The following is a 15,706-nucleotide window of genomic DNA, read 5'->3' on the forward strand; positions in this document are numbered from 1 at the left end:
CGCATTGTTCAGACAGCCGGAGGGCGCCACATGGCGCGCCGCGCAGGGCCTTGACCGCAATCAGCGTCCGGCAACCGGCAATATAAGAATCTTCTGCTACAATACAGGATTGATTTTTCTGCGCCCCAATTTCCTAGAGCCGTCCTGTAGCGGCTCGACCAAGCACCTCGGAGTACGACCGCAATGAATCGTGAAGAGCAGCAATCCCAGCTCAAGGAACTGATTGCCAAGGGCAAGGAGCAGGGATACCTCACGTATACCGAGGTGAACGACCACCTGCCCGACTCGATCATCGACTCCGACCAGGTCGAGGACATCATCGCGATGATCAACGACATGGGCATCGCGGTGCACGAGCAGGCCCCGGACGCCGACAGCCTGCTGCTGTCCGACGGCTCCGTCTCCGCCGACGAGGACGCCGAGGATGCCGTGGCCGCGCTCGCCTCGGCCGATTCCGATTTCGGTCGCACCACCGACCCCGTGCGCATGTACATGCGCGAGATGGGCACGGTCGAGCTGCTGACCCGCGAGGGCGAGATCCGCATTGCCAAGCGCATCGAGGAAGGCCTGATGCAGGTCCTGTTCGCGCTGGCTCACCACCCGGGCGCGATCGAACGACTGATCCACGAGTACGACCAGATTGTCGAGAACAACGGCCGCCTGACCGACCTTGTGGTCTCCTTCATCGACCCGAACGACCACGCCAACGGCGAGGCCGTAGCCCGCGGCCTGGTGACGCCGGAACAGGCGCAGAAGGCCCAGGACGAGCAGAAGGCCGCGGCCGCGGCGGCTGCCGAACAGCAGGCCAGCGCCGAGCTGGATGCCATCGTCGACGAGGTGGAGGACGCCGAGGAAGACGAAGAGGCCGCCGAACCGGTCGACACCGGCCCGGACCCGGAAGAGGCCCGCGAACGTTTCGAGAAGCTGCGCAAGCTGCACGCCAAGGCCCACAAGGCCTTCGAGAAGGGCAACCGCGAGGCCTACGCCGTCGCGCGCGAGGCCACCGCCAAGTACTTCATGGAGTTCAAGCTGGTCCCGCGCATGGTCGACCAGCTGACCACGCAGCTGCACGGCAGCATCGACCAGATCCGCCGCCACGAGCGCCGTATCATGGCGCTGGCCGTGGAACAGGCGCAGATGCCGCGCAAGACCTTCATCGACAGCTTCCCCAAGAACGAGACCAACCTCGACTGGATCAAGGAAGCCTGCAAGGCCAAAGGCAAGTACACCACCGCCCTCGCCGAGCACGAGGACGAGATCGTGCGCCTGCAGAAAAAGCTCGCCGAGATCGAGCACGAGGCCAGCCTGAACATCTCCGAGATCAAGGAGATCAACCGCCGCATGTCCATCGGCGAGGCCAAGGCCCGCCGCGCCAAGAAGGAGATGGTCGAGGCCAACCTGCGCCTGGTGATCTCCATCGCCAAGAAGTACACCAACCGCGGCCTGCAGTTCCTCGACCTCATCCAGGAAGGCAACATCGGCCTGATGAAGGCGGTGGACAAGTTCGAATACCGCCGCGGCTACAAGTTCTCGACCTACGCCACCTGGTGGATTCGCCAGGCCATCACCCGCTCCATCGCGGACCAGGCCCGGACCATCCGTATCCCGGTGCACATGATCGAGACCATCAACAAGCTCAACCGCGTCTCCCGCCAGATGCTGCAGGAGATGGGCCGGGAGGCCACGCCGGAAGAGCTGGCCGAGCGCATGGAGATGCCCGAGGACAAGATCCGCAAGGTGCTCAAGATCTCCAAGGAACCGATCTCCATGGAGACCCCGATCGGCGACGACGAAGACTCCCACCTGGGCGACTTCATCGAGGACGAAAAGGTCGCCTCGCCGTCGGATTCCGCCGCGCAGGAAAGCCTCACCGAGGCCACCCGCGAGATCCTCTCCACGCTGACCCCGCGCGAGGCCAAGGTCCTGCGCATGCGCTTCGGCATCGACATGAACACCGACCACACCCTCGAGGAAGTCGGCAAGCAGTTCGACGTCACCCGCGAGCGCATCCGCCAGATCGAGGCCAAGGCCCTGCGCAAGCTGCGCCACCCGACTCGCGCCGAACTGCTGCGCACCTACACCGACGCCGAATAACCGGCGTCCCGGCCGAACGGCCGGAACCTGCCCTGCCGCTGCGGCGCCATCTCTCCCTTTCCGGGTAGAATGGCGCCGCAGTCGTTTGTACCCTCCCCGCATACGGGCCTGTAGCTCAGTTGGTTAGAGCAGGGGACTCATAATCCCTTGGTCGTCGGTTCGAGTCCGACCGGGCCCACCACTCCCTTGCGCTCCTGTTGGGCGGGTCGGACTATTCCAGTCGCGCGCCTGTCGGCGCACGCCGTTCCGGCCTCGCGAAGACAGGCTTCGCGCCGCTGCGCGGCCGGCCTCCACCCAACCGGGCCCACCACTCGCTTGCGCTCCTGCTGGGCGGGTCCGACTATCCCAGTCGCACGCCGTTACGGCCTTGCGAAGACAGGCTTAGAGCCCCTGCGAAGCCGGAGTCCACCCAAACCGTGCTTGCAGGACGAAGTCCTTCCAGAACCGGCGCGCTCAGGCCGTCTCGGCGGTGATGAGGCCGCGCTGGAGGTCGACGGTGATCCGTTGGCCCTCGATGACCGTGGCGCAGGCCAGCAGGAAGATCTCCACGAACTCGTTGCGCTCCTCCTCCGGCATCTCCGAGGAGGTATTGGAACCATTGAAGGTGCCGAACATGGTGTCGTGGGCGCCGGCCGAGTACAGGATCAGTCGCTGCATGGCGGCCTGGTCGTCCGGCGAGGGCGCGGCGGTATCCAGCACCGGCTCGTCCAGCTTCTGCTTGATGGTGGAATAGAGATGAAACAGATACTCCGCCGCGCTCTGGCGCCCTCGCCGATCCTGCAGGGTGAAATCAGCGGAGACCGCCTGTCCACTGCGGGCGCGCAGCACGATGTGCTTTGGTTCAGGCTGATCGTCGGCGTACGGGTTAAGGATGTTGGCCACGGTCTCTCCAAGGGCGGAATGCACGATCCGGGGAGACTACGAGACCCCCTTCCAGATTTCCATGAGGCCCTACTGGTAACCGGATGGTTTCTCATCTGGGGCGTGGGCGATCCGGCCCAGCGGCGCTCCGGAACATGATCGATCACACGTCGGTGTCGGATGGCTCGATTTGGACGCGGGTGATGCACCGAACCATCCCCTGCATCATGAACACCATCGGGCACCCCTTCGGGGGAAAACATCCTCATCGCCACCTGCTTGCCAGAGTCACATTCGAGGTACTCACACGCGCTCAATGGCTGACAAGCAGCCCATCTGCCGGAGATGATTGGCGGTCAGGCCAGATCCCCTTTTCTGGCCTGAATGGTCCGGCCAAGCAGCTGCTTCAACCGCGCATACCCGCACACTAACTGTGCGATAACGGGACCGCTTCGGCAGCTCCTGGGCAGCCCTATACTCCACGCAGATGACAACCACCCCCTGGAATGGCGTCCAGGGCCACGCGGGCAAGCCGCGATAACCGTATTGAACTCACATTCCGATGCCGGACATCGCGCCAGCCACCACACGCACCGATGGAGAAACCCAGATCATGACGCCTCGACTCGAAAAGCCTCATCTCTTAGGGGTGACACTCCTGGCTACGGCGATCGGCTTGATGGGCTGCGGTGGTGGCGGCAGCGACAGTAGTAGTGGCGGCAGCAGTGGCGGCGATACCTCTGACGCCCGGATCACGCTGACTCCAGACCGTTTCGATTTCGGGCTAATTACGGAAGGCAACCTGGACGAAATACCCCCACGAAAAGTCGTCATCGGCAACGAAGGAACGACGTCCTACAATATCGCCGACATCAGTGTGCGCCTGGATAGCCAGGCTGCGTTTCGTCTGATTGATAGCGACGGCAGCGACCGATGCCAGGCGCGCCCGTTCGCCCTCGCCCCCGGTGACCAGTGCTCTGTTGCGGTTGAATTCCAGCCACGGCAGTTTGGCGAGTTCGAAGCCGCGCTGATCGTGCAAAGCGATGACCCCGCAAATCCCTCCGTCGGCGGCACCCTGAAAGGCGCCTACCGTCCGATAGAGTCGATAAACGTCACCGTCAATCAGATCAATGCCTGCCCGCGTTCAGATGACGCTCAAGCATTTGTATCTGTAACCGACCAGGCGGGGTTCCCGATCCCGGACCTGCACCAAAGTGATTTCAGTCTTGCCGGGTTCCCGATCGACTCTGTCGAACCGGTCGGCCCGAGCCTCACCGATCTCGCGCTCGGTATTGTCATGGACTACAGCGGCAGCATCACCAACCTCCCCAGTGCCGTAGCCAATATGGAGGAGGGCGCCACGCTTCTGGTGGACGCGATGAAGGACGGCGATGAAGCCGACATCATCAAGTATGCGCAGGATGTCCAGCTCATGACGCCCGATGGTTTCACTTCCGACAAGGACGTGCTGAAAGCGGCGATCGAGGAAGAGCCAACCGCTATCGGCCGTGGTACCGCTTTCTACGACGCTACCGTAGAGGCCATCGAAAGGATGGAGGCACGCGAGGAGCGCAGGGAAAGAAAAACCATCATCGCCCTGACGGATGGCCAGGACAACGCTTCGAGCCAGGAACTGCCCGATGCGATCGTCGCCGCCCTCGCAACGGATGTCCCTGTGTTCACCGTCGGGTTCGGCGACGTGAACGAAGATGAACTGGGTGAGCTCGCCCGCGAAACAGGTGGCTTGTTCTACAACCCGGCAGGTGACGCCAACCTCCAGCAGGTGTTCAAGCAACTAGCCCGTATTCTCTTTGATGAGCAGTATTTGATCTACTTCACCCCCCCGACGAGCGACGAAGCATCCTCACTGGAGGTCACCTTAGAGTTCGAAAGGCTCGGCAGCGCCTTCAGGGGAACAGGGGGGAAAACCATTCAGGCTTGCCCGTAACAGCACTCGCGACACGCATTCGAAGTCCGCTTTCGGCAACGTGGCCACGCCCGTTGCATTCCCCGGTAATGCAGCCGCTGGCCTGCAACATGCGGCCAGATTCCGCCGCGATGGCTGGAATTGCCGCACCCCCCCTGCCCCACTGCAGCGGCGCGGCCGCAACACACTGCGGGTGGATCGGCGATGCTAGCACCTGGAAAAGCCGCAGTCGCGACAGGTGGGGCAGCCGTCGATGATCTCGAGGTGGCCATCGCACTGCGGGCAGGGGGCCATGTCTGTGGCCCCCGAATTCGGTGCTTCGAGGGTGGCGGAGGCCTTCGGGGTTCCCCTGCCGCGACAGGCGGCGACCAGTTCGCGCAGCGGGCGGGGGTGGCCGTCGGGGTCGAGGAAGCCGCGGCGCTGGAGGATACGCTGCAGGGCGTGGGCGATCGCGGCGACCTCGGAGGGGTGGTACAGCGGTTTGCCGTATTCGTTCTCGCCGCAGCGGACCGGGCCGCGGTCCCAGGTGACCTTGCGCAGGTCGCGCAGGGCACGGGCGGCGTAGCCGCCACGGGCCGCCAGCGACAGGCTGCGCATGGTCGCGGAGATCCACTGGTAGGACTCGGAGTGCTGCCCGGTGGGCAGGAAGAATTCGATCGGGCGTTCGATGGTTACACGCTCGCCGCTGACCGTGCCGGAGACGGCCACGAAGCTGACCACCAGATAGACGGTATGCGGCCCGTCCTGGGTCCAGTAGCGCACCTTCTCGGTGACCGACTCCAGCTCCCCCTCGGGGCGCGACGGAATGCGTTTGCCCAGCGGGTGATCGTCGCTGCCGGACGCGCCCTCGCCCTGCGGGGCATCCGAGCGGCGAAAGGCGATGATGGGCTGGTCGATCCGGTGCATCGTGTCCTCCCCAACGGCGTCAGACGTCGTCGTAGTAGCCCTCGTCCAGCGCGGCGAAGAGATTCGCGGCGGTGTGGACCTGGCCTTCGTATTCGACCTTTTCGTCGCCGCGCAGGGTCAGCTCCCGGCCGTCCACCAGGGTAAAGGTGTACCAGGTGCTGCGCAGGCGCTCGGGGTCCACCAGCACGCCCATCTGCGCCTGCGGGTTGGGCCGGTAGGTGGTGCAACCCTTGAGACCCGCGCGCCAGGCCTGCAGGTAGACCTGCTGGAAGTCCTCGAACGGCATATCGGTCGGGACGTTAAGCGTCTTGGAGATGGCCGAGTCCACCCACGGCTGCGCGGCGGCCTGCATGCGGATGTGGGCGTCCACGCTGACGCGGTCCGCGGTGATTACGTGGGCGGGCAGATCCCCCTGCCCGGCCTCGGCATCGACCAGGGCGCGGTAGGCCAGCAGTTCGTAGGAGTAGCAGTCCACCGCCTCGCGGGTGCGCCGCCCGGGGCGACGGATGTTGCGCGTGGTGTGGTGGAGAAAGGTCGGCTCGATCCCGTTGCTCGCGTTGTTGGCGACCGAGAAGCTGATGGTGCCGGTGGGTGCGATGGAGGTGGCGTGGGTAAAGCGCGCGCCCTCCTCGGCCAGCGCCGCGACCAGCGCCGGGTCCTCCTCGGCGATGCGCTGCATGTAGGGGCTGAAGCGGGCATGCAGCTCCCGCCCCTTCAGCACGTCGCCCGCCTGATAGCCGGCCTCGGCCAGCGCCGGCTGACGCCGGAGCATGTCCGCGGTCAGCGTGAAGTCCTTGTCCATGATCGGCGCCGAGCCCTTCTCGCGCGCGAGCTCCAGCCCGGCCCGCCAGCTCTCCAGCGCCAGGCGTCGGCAGACCTCTGCGGTGAAGTCGGCGGCCGACTCCGAGCCGTAGGTCTCCCCCAGCATCGCCAGGGCCGACCCGAGCCCGAGGATGCCCATGCCGTGGCGGCGCTTGCGCAGCATCTCGGCGCGCTGCTCCGGCAACGGCAGCCCGGAGATGTCCGCAACGTTGTCCAGCATGCGTGTGAACACGCGCACCACCCCCTCGAAGCGCGCCCAGTCGAAGGCGGCGTCGGCGCTGAACGGCGCGGACACGAACCGGGTCAGGTTCACCGACCCCAGCAGGCAGGCCCCGTCCGGCGGCAGTGGCTGCTCGCCGCAGTTGTGCGCATGCAAACCGTTAGCATCAAATGCGTGCACATCTGGAACAGACACATCAAAAACTTCTTCAATCCCCCCGGTTTCGATCTTCGTGACCCGTGCGACGAAACGCTCACGATTCAGACCGCGCTTGTATCGGGCCAGGGCTTGTTCCAGACGCCGTTTCTTGTCCGTGTCCGCGAAGCCGACTTGCTGGAGAAAGCTTTGGAGGTTCTCCCCCCTGACGATCAGTTCGTGCTGCGCTTTGATCGCATACTCCTTAACGCCGCCGTTACCGTCTGGCAGGTGGCGCATCCCGTCCGGACGTCGGTTTCTGTAGATTGATGACGCAATCCCCAGCCTCAGAAGCATCCGTTGTACGGCTTCCAGGCTCGAAATATCAGACTGTGAGAGGCGAACGCTGACACCCTTCTGCTGACCGCCCTGAACGGAACCATCAGCGTCGAACATGCCCCGAAGAAATCCTCGACAAAACTCGCTTGAAGCTTGCTCCATAGCTGGAGTAACCGACTTCGCGCCGGGCCCCATGCCGACTTCTTCTGCCAGAAACTTTAGGGCAGCAAGGCTAAGCCTGAATTCGTTACGACCAGCCACTTTCTGCCATCCTGAGAAATCGCTGCGATGTGGCAAGGTCCGGGCACACCTCATTACCTCTGCCATAATCCCTTCCACCCCGCCCGGGGAAACCGCATCGGGACTGTTGCCAACAACAGCGGCCGGCTTCCAAACCGATAGCACCGCCTTGTCCTTCTTGAGGGTGCCGTCACCGACCAACATGCCCAGCAAGTACCCTTGCTCATGGGTGTATTCACCAGGCCAGTCAGCATGGCCGCGATGGTCGTTGAGCAACACCCGATCGCCTTCGCGCAGCCGCCCCGCCGCACACCATTCTGTTTCCGTGACATAACGTGTGTAGCGGGTAACGCGACGCACCCGGTGATCGGCCGTCAGTCTCAACTGATAACCTTCAGCGGTAGCCAATCGAACGACCGGCTTTACTCCAGTCGCGACAAAACCTTGTTCGCCCGTTGTGTAGTCTCGGCCACCAACCCTCACGCGGAATTGCTGTCCCAACAGATCTCGCACCTGACGCGGCCCGATAGACGTGTGGATCCACGTGTTTGCCGTAATGCAGGGATTGGTCGCCCGGATCACCTCGTCGAACCAGGCGTTGTTCTGCCGATTGACCTGATCGATCAGGATGACGCCGGGTTCGCCGACGTCGTAGGTGCTGCGCATCAGCGTGTCCCACAGCTCGCGGGCGCGCACGCGGCGGTAGATACGGCAGGCGACCCGGCCCTGGTCATCGACGCGGTAGCCGCCCTCGACCACCGGCCAGTCGCGATAGACAAGCTCGGAGGCGGGCACCTGGTCCCGCTCGACGGGCAGCAGCGGGAAGGCCAATGCCCACTCCTCGTCGCGCTCGACCGCCTCCAGGAAGGCATCGCGCACCAGCACGGACAGGTTGAACTGGGTCAGCCGCCCCTTGCGGCGCTTGACGAGGATGAAGCGCTCGATGTCCGGGTGGCCGATATCCAGCGTCGCCATCTGCGCCCCGCGGCGCCCACCGGCTGCGCCGATGGTGCGGCAGGTCTGGTCGAAGATCTGCATGAAGGCGACCGGGCCGTTGGTCGGCGCGCCGGCACCCGCGACCAGCGCACCCTTCGGGCGCAGGGTGCTGAAGTCATAGCCGATGCCGGCCCCGGCCTTGAGCGTCAACCCGGCGGCGGTATTGGCATCGAGGATGGCCTGCAGCGAATCGCGGATCGCGCGCGAGACGGTGCAGTTGATCAGGGTCGTCTGCGGCTTGTGGGCCTCGGCCCCGGCATTGGCCAGGATGCGCCCGGCCGGGATGGCGCCGTTATCCAGCGCCCAGCGAAACTCGCGCTCAATCTGCGCTTGCTTCTCCGGCGCCTCGACGACCGCCAGCGCCCGGGCGACACGATCGAACATCGCCTCCATCGAGGCGTCCACCGGCTCACCGTCCGAATCGCGCAACTGGTAGCGCTCGGCCCAGATGGAATACGACGAGGGCTGCAACGGCACGCGATTCCAGTCGCCACAATCTGGATGGTTCCGGTTGCACTTGTCACGCATAGATCCAACCCCGCCGATGGCTCGCAGCCCGGCCCCGCGAGTGGTTCTCCACCTCACACAAACGACGCTGCGCGGCCTGTGATAAATTCTGGACTACCTTGGGCGAACTCGCTTGTCATCCGATACAAAAAGTCTCTTTGGACCGATTAGCGCTGCTTCATGCCGTGCCCGGCGAAGGGATGGGCCCCGAAGGACCCCCATGCGAACTCACATGATCGGAGCCGTAGCCTGCGCCGGGACTCGGCCACATTCGACCGACCAACCGGCCCGGGGGCCAGGCACTCGAACAAGCCGCACACTCAGCTGAAGATGACCCTTTTACCCCGACTCGCGCCCATCCACCTGCCCTGGATACTCAGTGTCGGTCTGCTTGCGGCCAGCGCCTGGGTCATCGCCGGACTGGTCTGGACGATCGCCGTCCCGGGACACACCTATGCACCGGGCGCAGTGGAGTCCATGGGTCGCGCCCCTGCCGAGCAGGCCAGCCCGTCCACGGCAAGCGATGACCCCGTACAATCCGGCTTTGCAAGAAGCGCGGACTTCGCTCCGTTCGGGAGCCTCCAGAAAACCCAGCCCGAGGCGATTGAACACGCCCCGGACACACGTCTGAGCCTCGAGCTTATCGGGGTGCTGGCGACTGGCCAGGGCCGCGGCAGCGCGATCATCTCCAGCGGCAGGTCGAATGTCGCGCTCTACCATGTAGGCGACACGATCGGGAATCAGCTGGCGAGGCTGCATCAGGTTCACCCGGACCGGGTCATCCTGGAACGTGAAGGTCAGCTGGAGATGCTCCGGCTCCCCCGAGGCGAGGACCTGCGAGTCGGCGATCGCAGGACCGACTCGCCCCAGCGACCCTCCCAGCCCGCCAGCTCTCCGGCACCGGTCACGGCGAGTGTGAGCCGTTCCCGCTGGCTCGAGGATCCGGAACAGGCCATGAACTCGTTGCGGGCACAACCCGTGATGCGCGATGGCACGCTGGTCGGCATACGGGTCACACCGACGCGCAACCAGCGCGAGTTTGAACGGGCCGGCCTTCAGGAAGGCGACATCATCACCTCGGTCGAGGGACAGCAGATCCGCGATATCAGCGACCCCGAACAAATCCTCTCTGGACTCGACAGTGTGGACCGGGTCAACATCACCATTGAACGTGACGGGCAAACCCTGCCACTGACCATCGAGTTAACCGAATGACCCTCCGACTGCGCCTCCTCGCCCTCGCCCTCTCCCTGCTCTGCGCAGCGGGACCCGTCGTGGCAGACGAGCTGACCCTCAATCTCCGCGACACGGACATCGGCAACCTGATCGATCTGGTGTCCGAGGAAACCGGGACCAATTTCATCGTCGACCCGCGGGTTCGCGGCAACATCACGGTGGTTTCCAGCCGCCCGGTGCCCCGGGATGAGCTGATGGACCTGTTCCATGACATCCTCAAGATCCACGGATTCGCCGCCATCCCGGGCGAATCATCCACGCGCATCGTGCCCGATGCTCAGGCCAAACAGGATGCCCCGTCGATCCTCGACATCGAGGCCGAGACCGATCCGGATGTGCGCGGCGGGAGCATGGTCACCCACGTCATAGCGCTGCGCCATGTAGCCGCCGCCCAGCTCGTGCCGGTCCTGCGCCCGCTCATCCCCCAGGGGGGGCACCTGGCTGCGGCCACCGAGCCCAACACACTGCTGATCTCGGACACACGCAGCAACGTGCACCGCATCCGCGCCCTGGTCGAACGCATGGACCTGCCGTTCGCGGATGACTACGAGGTGATCGAACTCCGGCACGCCCGCGCGGGGGAACTCGCCGAGCAACTGCAGATCCTGGCCCGCGAAGGCAGGAGCGAGCTCGGCTCCCCGCAGATCCTTGCCGATCGCCGCAGCAACGCCATCATCCTTTCCGGGCGCGAGGAGTCCCGCTTGCGCCTGCGCGGGCTTGTTGCCCAGCTCGACCAGGAGATGGAAGAGGGCAACGCGCGGGTGCATTACCTGAAGTATGCGCGCGCCGAGGAAGTCGCCGAACTCCTGCGTAACATTGCCGAAAAAAGCCCCGAAGTGGACGCCGATGCCCCGGGCGGAAGCAGAATCCATATCGAGGCGCACGAGGCCACAAATGCCGTGGTGACCTATGGCCCCTCGGACTTCATCCGGGACTTCGACATCATCGTGGAGCAACTCGATATCCGGCGTGCACAGGTCCTGGTCGAGGCCGTCATCGCCGAGGTTTCCTCGGACCGCGTGCAGGACTTGGGCGTCCAGTGGGGGGCCATCGGAAACAGCGGGGCCGGCGTCCTCAACTTTTCCGGGGCCGGTTCCGGCGGGATCATCGAACTCGCCGCCGGCGTGGAGGCATTCCTTGACGGAAGCGTTTCTTCACCGCCGGGCGTCGGGGACGGCCTGACCGCCGGGGGTGTGGGATCGACCGGGAGCACCCGGATTGCGGCACTGGTCAACATGCTGCAACGCGACAGCTCCAGCAACATCCTGTCGACCCCCAGCCTCCTGACCCTGGACAACGAGGAAGCCGAGATCGTGGTGGGCCAGAACGTCCCGTTTGTCGTCGGTCGTTCGATCGAGGACTCCGGCCAGGCCTTCGACACCATTCGTCGCGAAGATGTCGGGGTCAAGCTCCGCGTGCGCCCCCAGATCAACCAGGGCAACGCGGTTCGCCTGGAAATCGAGCAAGAGGTGTCGCAGCTGGCCCCGGGCACGCTTGGCGCCGCCGATCTGATCACCAACACCCGGACACTGAAGACCCACGTACTGATTGATGACGGCGACATGCTGGTGCTCGGCGGGCTGATCGAAGAACAGCAAACGGACAGCCAGGCGCGCGTCCCCGGGCTGGGGAGCATCCCGGGGATCGGCCGACTCTTCCGCGCGGATCGCAACCAGACCGAAAAACGCAACCTGATGGTATTCCTGCATCCGCGCATCGTCCGGGACAACGCGCGCGGGGCCGAGCTGACCAGCGAGAAGTACAGCTTCATCCGTGGCGAACAATTGCGCGAGCAGGCACGGACCCAACGCCGGAGCAGCCCGACGCTGCCCGAATGGGAGCGCCTGACCCAGCTCCCGCCCAGCTTCGACGATGTCTATGGCAACCGTGACTGAATGACTCGCGGAACCCCGGCCATGCATTCGGAAGCCCCCAGGGAACCCATGCCCGACGACCCCGGCGTGCCCCGGGTTCCGCCGAACGGGGCGTTTGCGGTCAGTTACTCGTTCGCCCGCCGGGTCGGGGCGGTACCGGGCGACCTTGTCGACGGCAGGCGCCAGATCTTCCTGCGCCGGGACGCCGACCCGCAAGGCCTGCTGGAGCTTCGCCGCCGCAGCCCCGACCCTCTCGCGCTCGAAACCGTCGATGAAACGACCTTCGAACAGCGACTGCGCGAACGCTACGAATCGTCCAGCTCGCGTGCGATGGAATCGATCGAGGGGATTGATGACAACCTCGACCTGTCCAGCGTGGCGGAGTCGCTCGCCGAGCCGCAGGACCTTCTGGAAGCCGAGGACGACGCCCCGATCATCCGGCTCATCAACGCGCTGCTGACCGAGGCGGTGCGGGAAAACGCGTCGGACATCCACATCGAGCCGTTCGAAAGCCGACTGGCCGTGCGCCTGCGCGTGGACGGCGTCCTGCGCGAGATCCTCACCCCGCCGGCAGGCCTGGCTCCCCTCATCGTCTCGCGCATCAAGGTGATGGCACGCCTGGACATCGCGGAAAAGCGGCTGCCGCAGGATGGTCGCATCTCCCTCAAGGTGGCGGGCCGAGCCGTGGACGTGCGCGTCTCCACCCTGCCCTCGGGTCACGGGGAACGGGTGGTGATGCGACTACTGGACAAACAGGCCGGCCGCCTCGACCTGACCCATCTCGGCATGGATGCGGAGACCCATGCCGCACTGGAACGCGTGGTGACCCGGCCGCACGGCATCGTGCTAGTGACCGGCCCGACCGGGTCGGGCAAGACCACCACGCTGTACGCGGCGCTGACCCGGCTTAATGACCGCAGCCGCAACATCCTCACGGTTGAAGACCCGATCGAGTATTACCTCGACGGGATCGGGCAGACCCAGATCAACAGCCGGATCGACATGACCTTTGCCCGGGGGCTGCGCGCCATCCTGCGCCAGGACCCGGATGTCGTAATGGTCGGCGAGATCCGCGATGTCGATACCGTCCAGATTGCGGTACAGGCGAGCCTGACGGGGCACCTGGTCTTCTCGACCCTGCATACCAACTCCGCGATTGGCGCCATCACGCGTCTGCGGGACATGGGCGTGGAGCCGTTTCTCCTCTCATCTACCCTGAACGGCATTCTTGCCCAACGCCTGGTGCGAGTCCTCTGCAAGGATTGCCGGGAACCCCATGCAGCCTCGGAACGGGAATGCGAACTCCTGGGTGTCGCCTCCAGCCACCCTCCCACTCTTTACCGCTCGAAGGGCTGCCCGGCCTGCAACGAGCTGGGCTACCGGGGGCGGACCGGCATCTATGAACTGGTAGAGGTGAACGAACAGATGCGCACGCTCATTCACGACAACGCCAGTGAGCAGGCCATGGTCCGGGCCGCCCGCGAACACAGCGTCAGCCTGCGGGCCGATGCCTGCCGCCGCGTGCTCGACGGCACCACCAGCCTCGAGGAAATGCTGCGCGTCACCGAGGCGGGCTAGTGGACCTCCAAGGTGATCACTACGGATTCAGCGCTCCTGTGGCGCTCCGCTGCAAGGCGCGGTGCGCAGGCAATGGCCGTAGCCCTTGGCAAGCGCCGCAACGCCGCAGCGGAGCGCGACAGGAGCGCCCGAAGGGTTGGTCTGTCAACGTCCATGGCCGCGTTCCGGCTCTTGTAAAGGGCGACGCCATTCACTGCGAGCCGCGCCTTGCCCTGAACCTTGACAGACCAACTGAACCCGTAGTGATCACCTTGGAGGTCCACTAGGTGCCCGCCTTCGAATACCAGGCGCTGGACGCCACCGGCCGGACCCGCAAGGGCGTCACCGAGGGGGATACCGCCCGGAGTGTCCGGTCGCAGTTGCGCAGTGAGGGCCTGACCCCGCTCGCCTTGCACGAAATCGGCGAGTCCGCGACCGCCACCCGGGGCAGTCGCACCCCCTCGGGACGCGTGTCAGGCGGTGTAAGCGCTCTCGATCTCGCGCTGGCGACGCGCCAGATGGCGACGCTGGCGCGCGCCGGGTTGCCCGTCGAGGAATGGCTGGCGACCGTCGCCCGCCAGTCGGAAAAGCAGAAGGTTCGCAACATCCTGAGCGCCGTGCGCACGAGGGTCATGGAGGGGCACTCGCTTGCACAAGCGCTGGGCGCATTCCCCCGCGTGTTCCCCGATATCTACCGCAGCACCGTCGCGGCCGGCGAGGCCTCCGGGCATCTGCACCTGGTACTGGAACGCCTCGCCGAATACCTCGAAAATCGTCACGCGCTGCGGCAAAAAGTCATGCTCGCCCTGATCTACCCGGTCATCCTGACCCTGGTGGCCCTGGGCGTCACCGTGGGTCTGGTCGTCTATGTCGTGCCCGAAGTGGTCCAGGTCTTCGAGGGGCTGGACCAGCAGTTGCCTACCCTGACCCGCGTGCTGATCAGTACCAGCGATCTCCTGCGCGCCTACGGCCTGTACGCACTGATCGCCCTGGGCGTGCTGCTGGCCTTGCTCACCCGCTGGCTGCGCCAGCCCGGCCCGCGTATGCAATTCGATCGGCTGATCCTGCGCCTTCCCCTCCTGGGCCGCCTGGTCCGCGGGCTCAACACTGCCCGGTTTGCACGCACCCTGAGCATTCTGGCCGCCAGCGGCGTATCGCTGCTGGAGGCGCTGCGTACCGGGGCCGAGGTCATCGGCAGCCGCCCGATGCGCGCTGCGGTGGAGGAGGCCTCGCTACGAATCCGCGAGGGCCGCAGCATTGGCCAGGCCCTGGAAGAGACGGGATACTTCCCTCCGATCACCGTACACTTGATCCGCAGCGGCGAATCCAGCGGGCGGCTCACCGAGATGCTGGAACGGGCCGCCGAGACCCAGGAGCAGGAGGTCGAGTCGCGCATCAGTGTCAGCATGGGCTTGTTTGAACCGCTGCTGATCCTGACCATGGGCGGCATCGTCCTGACCATCGTGCTCGCCATCCTGCTTCCGATCTTCGAACTCAACCAGCTGGTGAACTGAACATGCAAGACTCCCGCTCTGCCTTTCCTGTACGCCCTGTCTCCGGCGGCGTCCGGGGCTTCACCCTGATCGAGATCATGGTGGTGGTGGTCATCCTCGGCATCCTCGCGGCCATCGTGGTCCCGCGCGTCATGGACCGCCCGGACGACGCCCGCATCACCAAGGTCAAGCAGGACATACGCACCCTTGAAAGCGCCCTGAACCTCTACCGTCTGGACAATTTCCGCTACCCGACCACCGACCAGGGGCTGGATGCACTGGTGGAGCGGCCGCGCAGCGGGCCCGAGGCCCCTCAGTATCGCCAGGGAGGCTACATGGACCGCCTGCCCAGCGACCCCTGGGGCAACCCCTATCAGTACCTGAACCCCGGTCGCCATGGCGATATCGACGTCTTCAGCTTCGGCGCCAACGGCCGGCGTGGTGGCGAGGGCATCGAGGGCGAGATCGGCAACTGGAACATGGACGAATTCTGACAACG

At 65.0% G+C, this 15,706-nt stretch carries 10 protein-coding genes and 1 tRNA gene; 8 read left to right on the plus strand and 3 right to left on the minus strand.

All coding sequences use genetic code 11. The features are described 5' to 3' along the window. Window positions 1-183: 183 nt before the first annotated feature. Entirely contained in the window at window positions 184-2,094 is a 1,911-nt protein-coding gene (gene rpoD, locus D107_RS0110655; protein ID WP_018865574.1) for an RNA polymerase sigma factor RpoD, read from the plus strand. Window positions 2,095-2,198: 104 nt separating this feature from the next. Then, a tRNA-Ile gene (locus D107_RS0110660) sits at window positions 2,199-2,275 on the plus strand. Window positions 2,276-2,547: 272 nt separating this feature from the next. Here the strand turns inward: D107_RS0110660 and D107_RS0110665 are convergent. Further along, window positions 2,548-2,976, minus strand: coding sequence for a hypothetical protein (locus D107_RS0110665; protein WP_026280796.1), 429 nt, complete (start codon window positions 2,974-2,976; stop codon window positions 2,548-2,550). A 541-nt stretch (window positions 2,977-3,517) separates the two neighbouring features. On the opposite strand from D107_RS0110665, the gene D107_RS0110670 reads away from it, so the two are divergent. Further along, window positions 3,518-4,903: a VWA domain-containing protein gene (locus D107_RS0110670; protein ID WP_018881424.1), complete on the plus strand. Its 1,386-nt coding sequence runs from the start codon at window positions 3,518-3,520 to the stop codon at window positions 4,901-4,903. A 186-nt stretch (window positions 4,904-5,089) separates the two neighbouring features. On the opposite strand, the gene D107_RS0110675 is transcribed toward D107_RS0110670, so the two are convergent. After that, entirely contained in the window at window positions 5,090-5,788 is a 699-nt protein-coding gene (locus tag D107_RS0110675) for a hypothetical protein (RefSeq protein WP_018881425.1), read from the minus strand. A gap of 19 nt (window positions 5,789-5,807) precedes the next feature. Then, window positions 5,808-9,068, minus strand: coding sequence for an LAGLIDADG family homing endonuclease (locus tag D107_RS0110680; protein ID WP_026280798.1), 3,261 nt, complete (start codon window positions 9,066-9,068; stop codon window positions 5,808-5,810). Between the two features lie 309 nt (window positions 9,069-9,377). On the opposite strand from D107_RS0110680, the gene gspC reads away from it, so the two are divergent. The 5 genes from gspC (at window position 9,378) to gspG (ending at window position 15,701) form a co-directional block, all read left to right on the plus strand. After that, entirely contained in the window at window positions 9,378-10,262 is an 885-nt protein-coding gene (gspC, locus tag D107_RS0110685) for a type II secretion system protein GspC (RefSeq protein ID WP_018881427.1), read from the plus strand. Next, window positions 10,259-12,178: a type II secretion system secretin GspD gene (gspD, locus tag D107_RS0110690; RefSeq protein WP_018881428.1), complete on the plus strand. Its 1,920-nt coding sequence runs from the start codon at window positions 10,259-10,261 to the stop codon at window positions 12,176-12,178. Before gspC ends, gspD begins: the two co-directional genes overlap by 4 nt. Then, complete coding sequence (gene gspE, locus D107_RS0110695; protein ID WP_026280799.1) at window positions 12,179-13,735, plus strand: type II secretion system ATPase GspE; 1,557 nt, start codon at window positions 12,179-12,181, stop codon at window positions 13,733-13,735. A 266-nt stretch (window positions 13,736-14,001) separates the two neighbouring features. Next, entirely contained in the window at window positions 14,002-15,228 is a 1,227-nt protein-coding gene (gene gspF, locus D107_RS0110705; RefSeq protein ID WP_018881431.1) for a type II secretion system inner membrane protein GspF, read from the plus strand. Window positions 15,229-15,230: 2 nt separating this feature from the next. Continuing rightward, entirely contained in the window at window positions 15,231-15,701 is a 471-nt protein-coding gene (gspG, locus tag D107_RS0110710) for a type II secretion system major pseudopilin GspG (RefSeq protein ID WP_018881432.1), read from the plus strand. The last annotated feature ends 5 nt before the right edge of the window (window positions 15,702-15,706 follow it).

The sequence above is a fragment of the Thioalkalivibrio sp. ALE30 genome, assembly GCF_000377465.1.
In the GTDB taxonomy this organism is placed as follows: Bacteria; Pseudomonadota; Gammaproteobacteria; order Ectothiorhodospirales; family Ectothiorhodospiraceae; genus Thioalkalivibrio.

What these genes read in the sequence shown, in the direction of transcription:
- gspE (WP_026280799.1), top strand. Translation starts at nt 12,179, where the DNA reads ATGACTCGCGGAACCCCGGCCATGCATTCGGAAGCCCCCAGGGAACCC.
- D107_RS0110680 (WP_026280798.1), bottom strand. Translation starts at nt 9,068, where the DNA reads ATGCGTGACAAGTGCAACCGGAACCATCCAGATTGTGGCGACTGGAAT.
- D107_RS0110675 (WP_018881425.1), bottom strand. Translation starts at nt 5,788, where the DNA reads ATGCACCGGATCGACCAGCCCATCATCGCCTTTCGCCGCTCGGATGCC.
- gspG (WP_018881432.1), top strand. Translation starts at nt 15,231, where the DNA reads ATGCAAGACTCCCGCTCTGCCTTTCCTGTACGCCCTGTCTCCGGCGGC.
- gspC (WP_018881427.1), top strand. Translation starts at nt 9,378, where the DNA reads ATGACCCTTTTACCCCGACTCGCGCCCATCCACCTGCCCTGGATACTC.
- gspD (WP_018881428.1), top strand. Translation starts at nt 10,259, where the DNA reads ATGACCCTCCGACTGCGCCTCCTCGCCCTCGCCCTCTCCCTGCTCTGC.
- D107_RS0110670 (WP_018881424.1), top strand. Translation starts at nt 3,518, where the DNA reads ATGCCGGACATCGCGCCAGCCACCACACGCACCGATGGAGAAACCCAG.
- rpoD (WP_018865574.1), top strand. Translation starts at nt 184, where the DNA reads ATGAATCGTGAAGAGCAGCAATCCCAGCTCAAGGAACTGATTGCCAAG.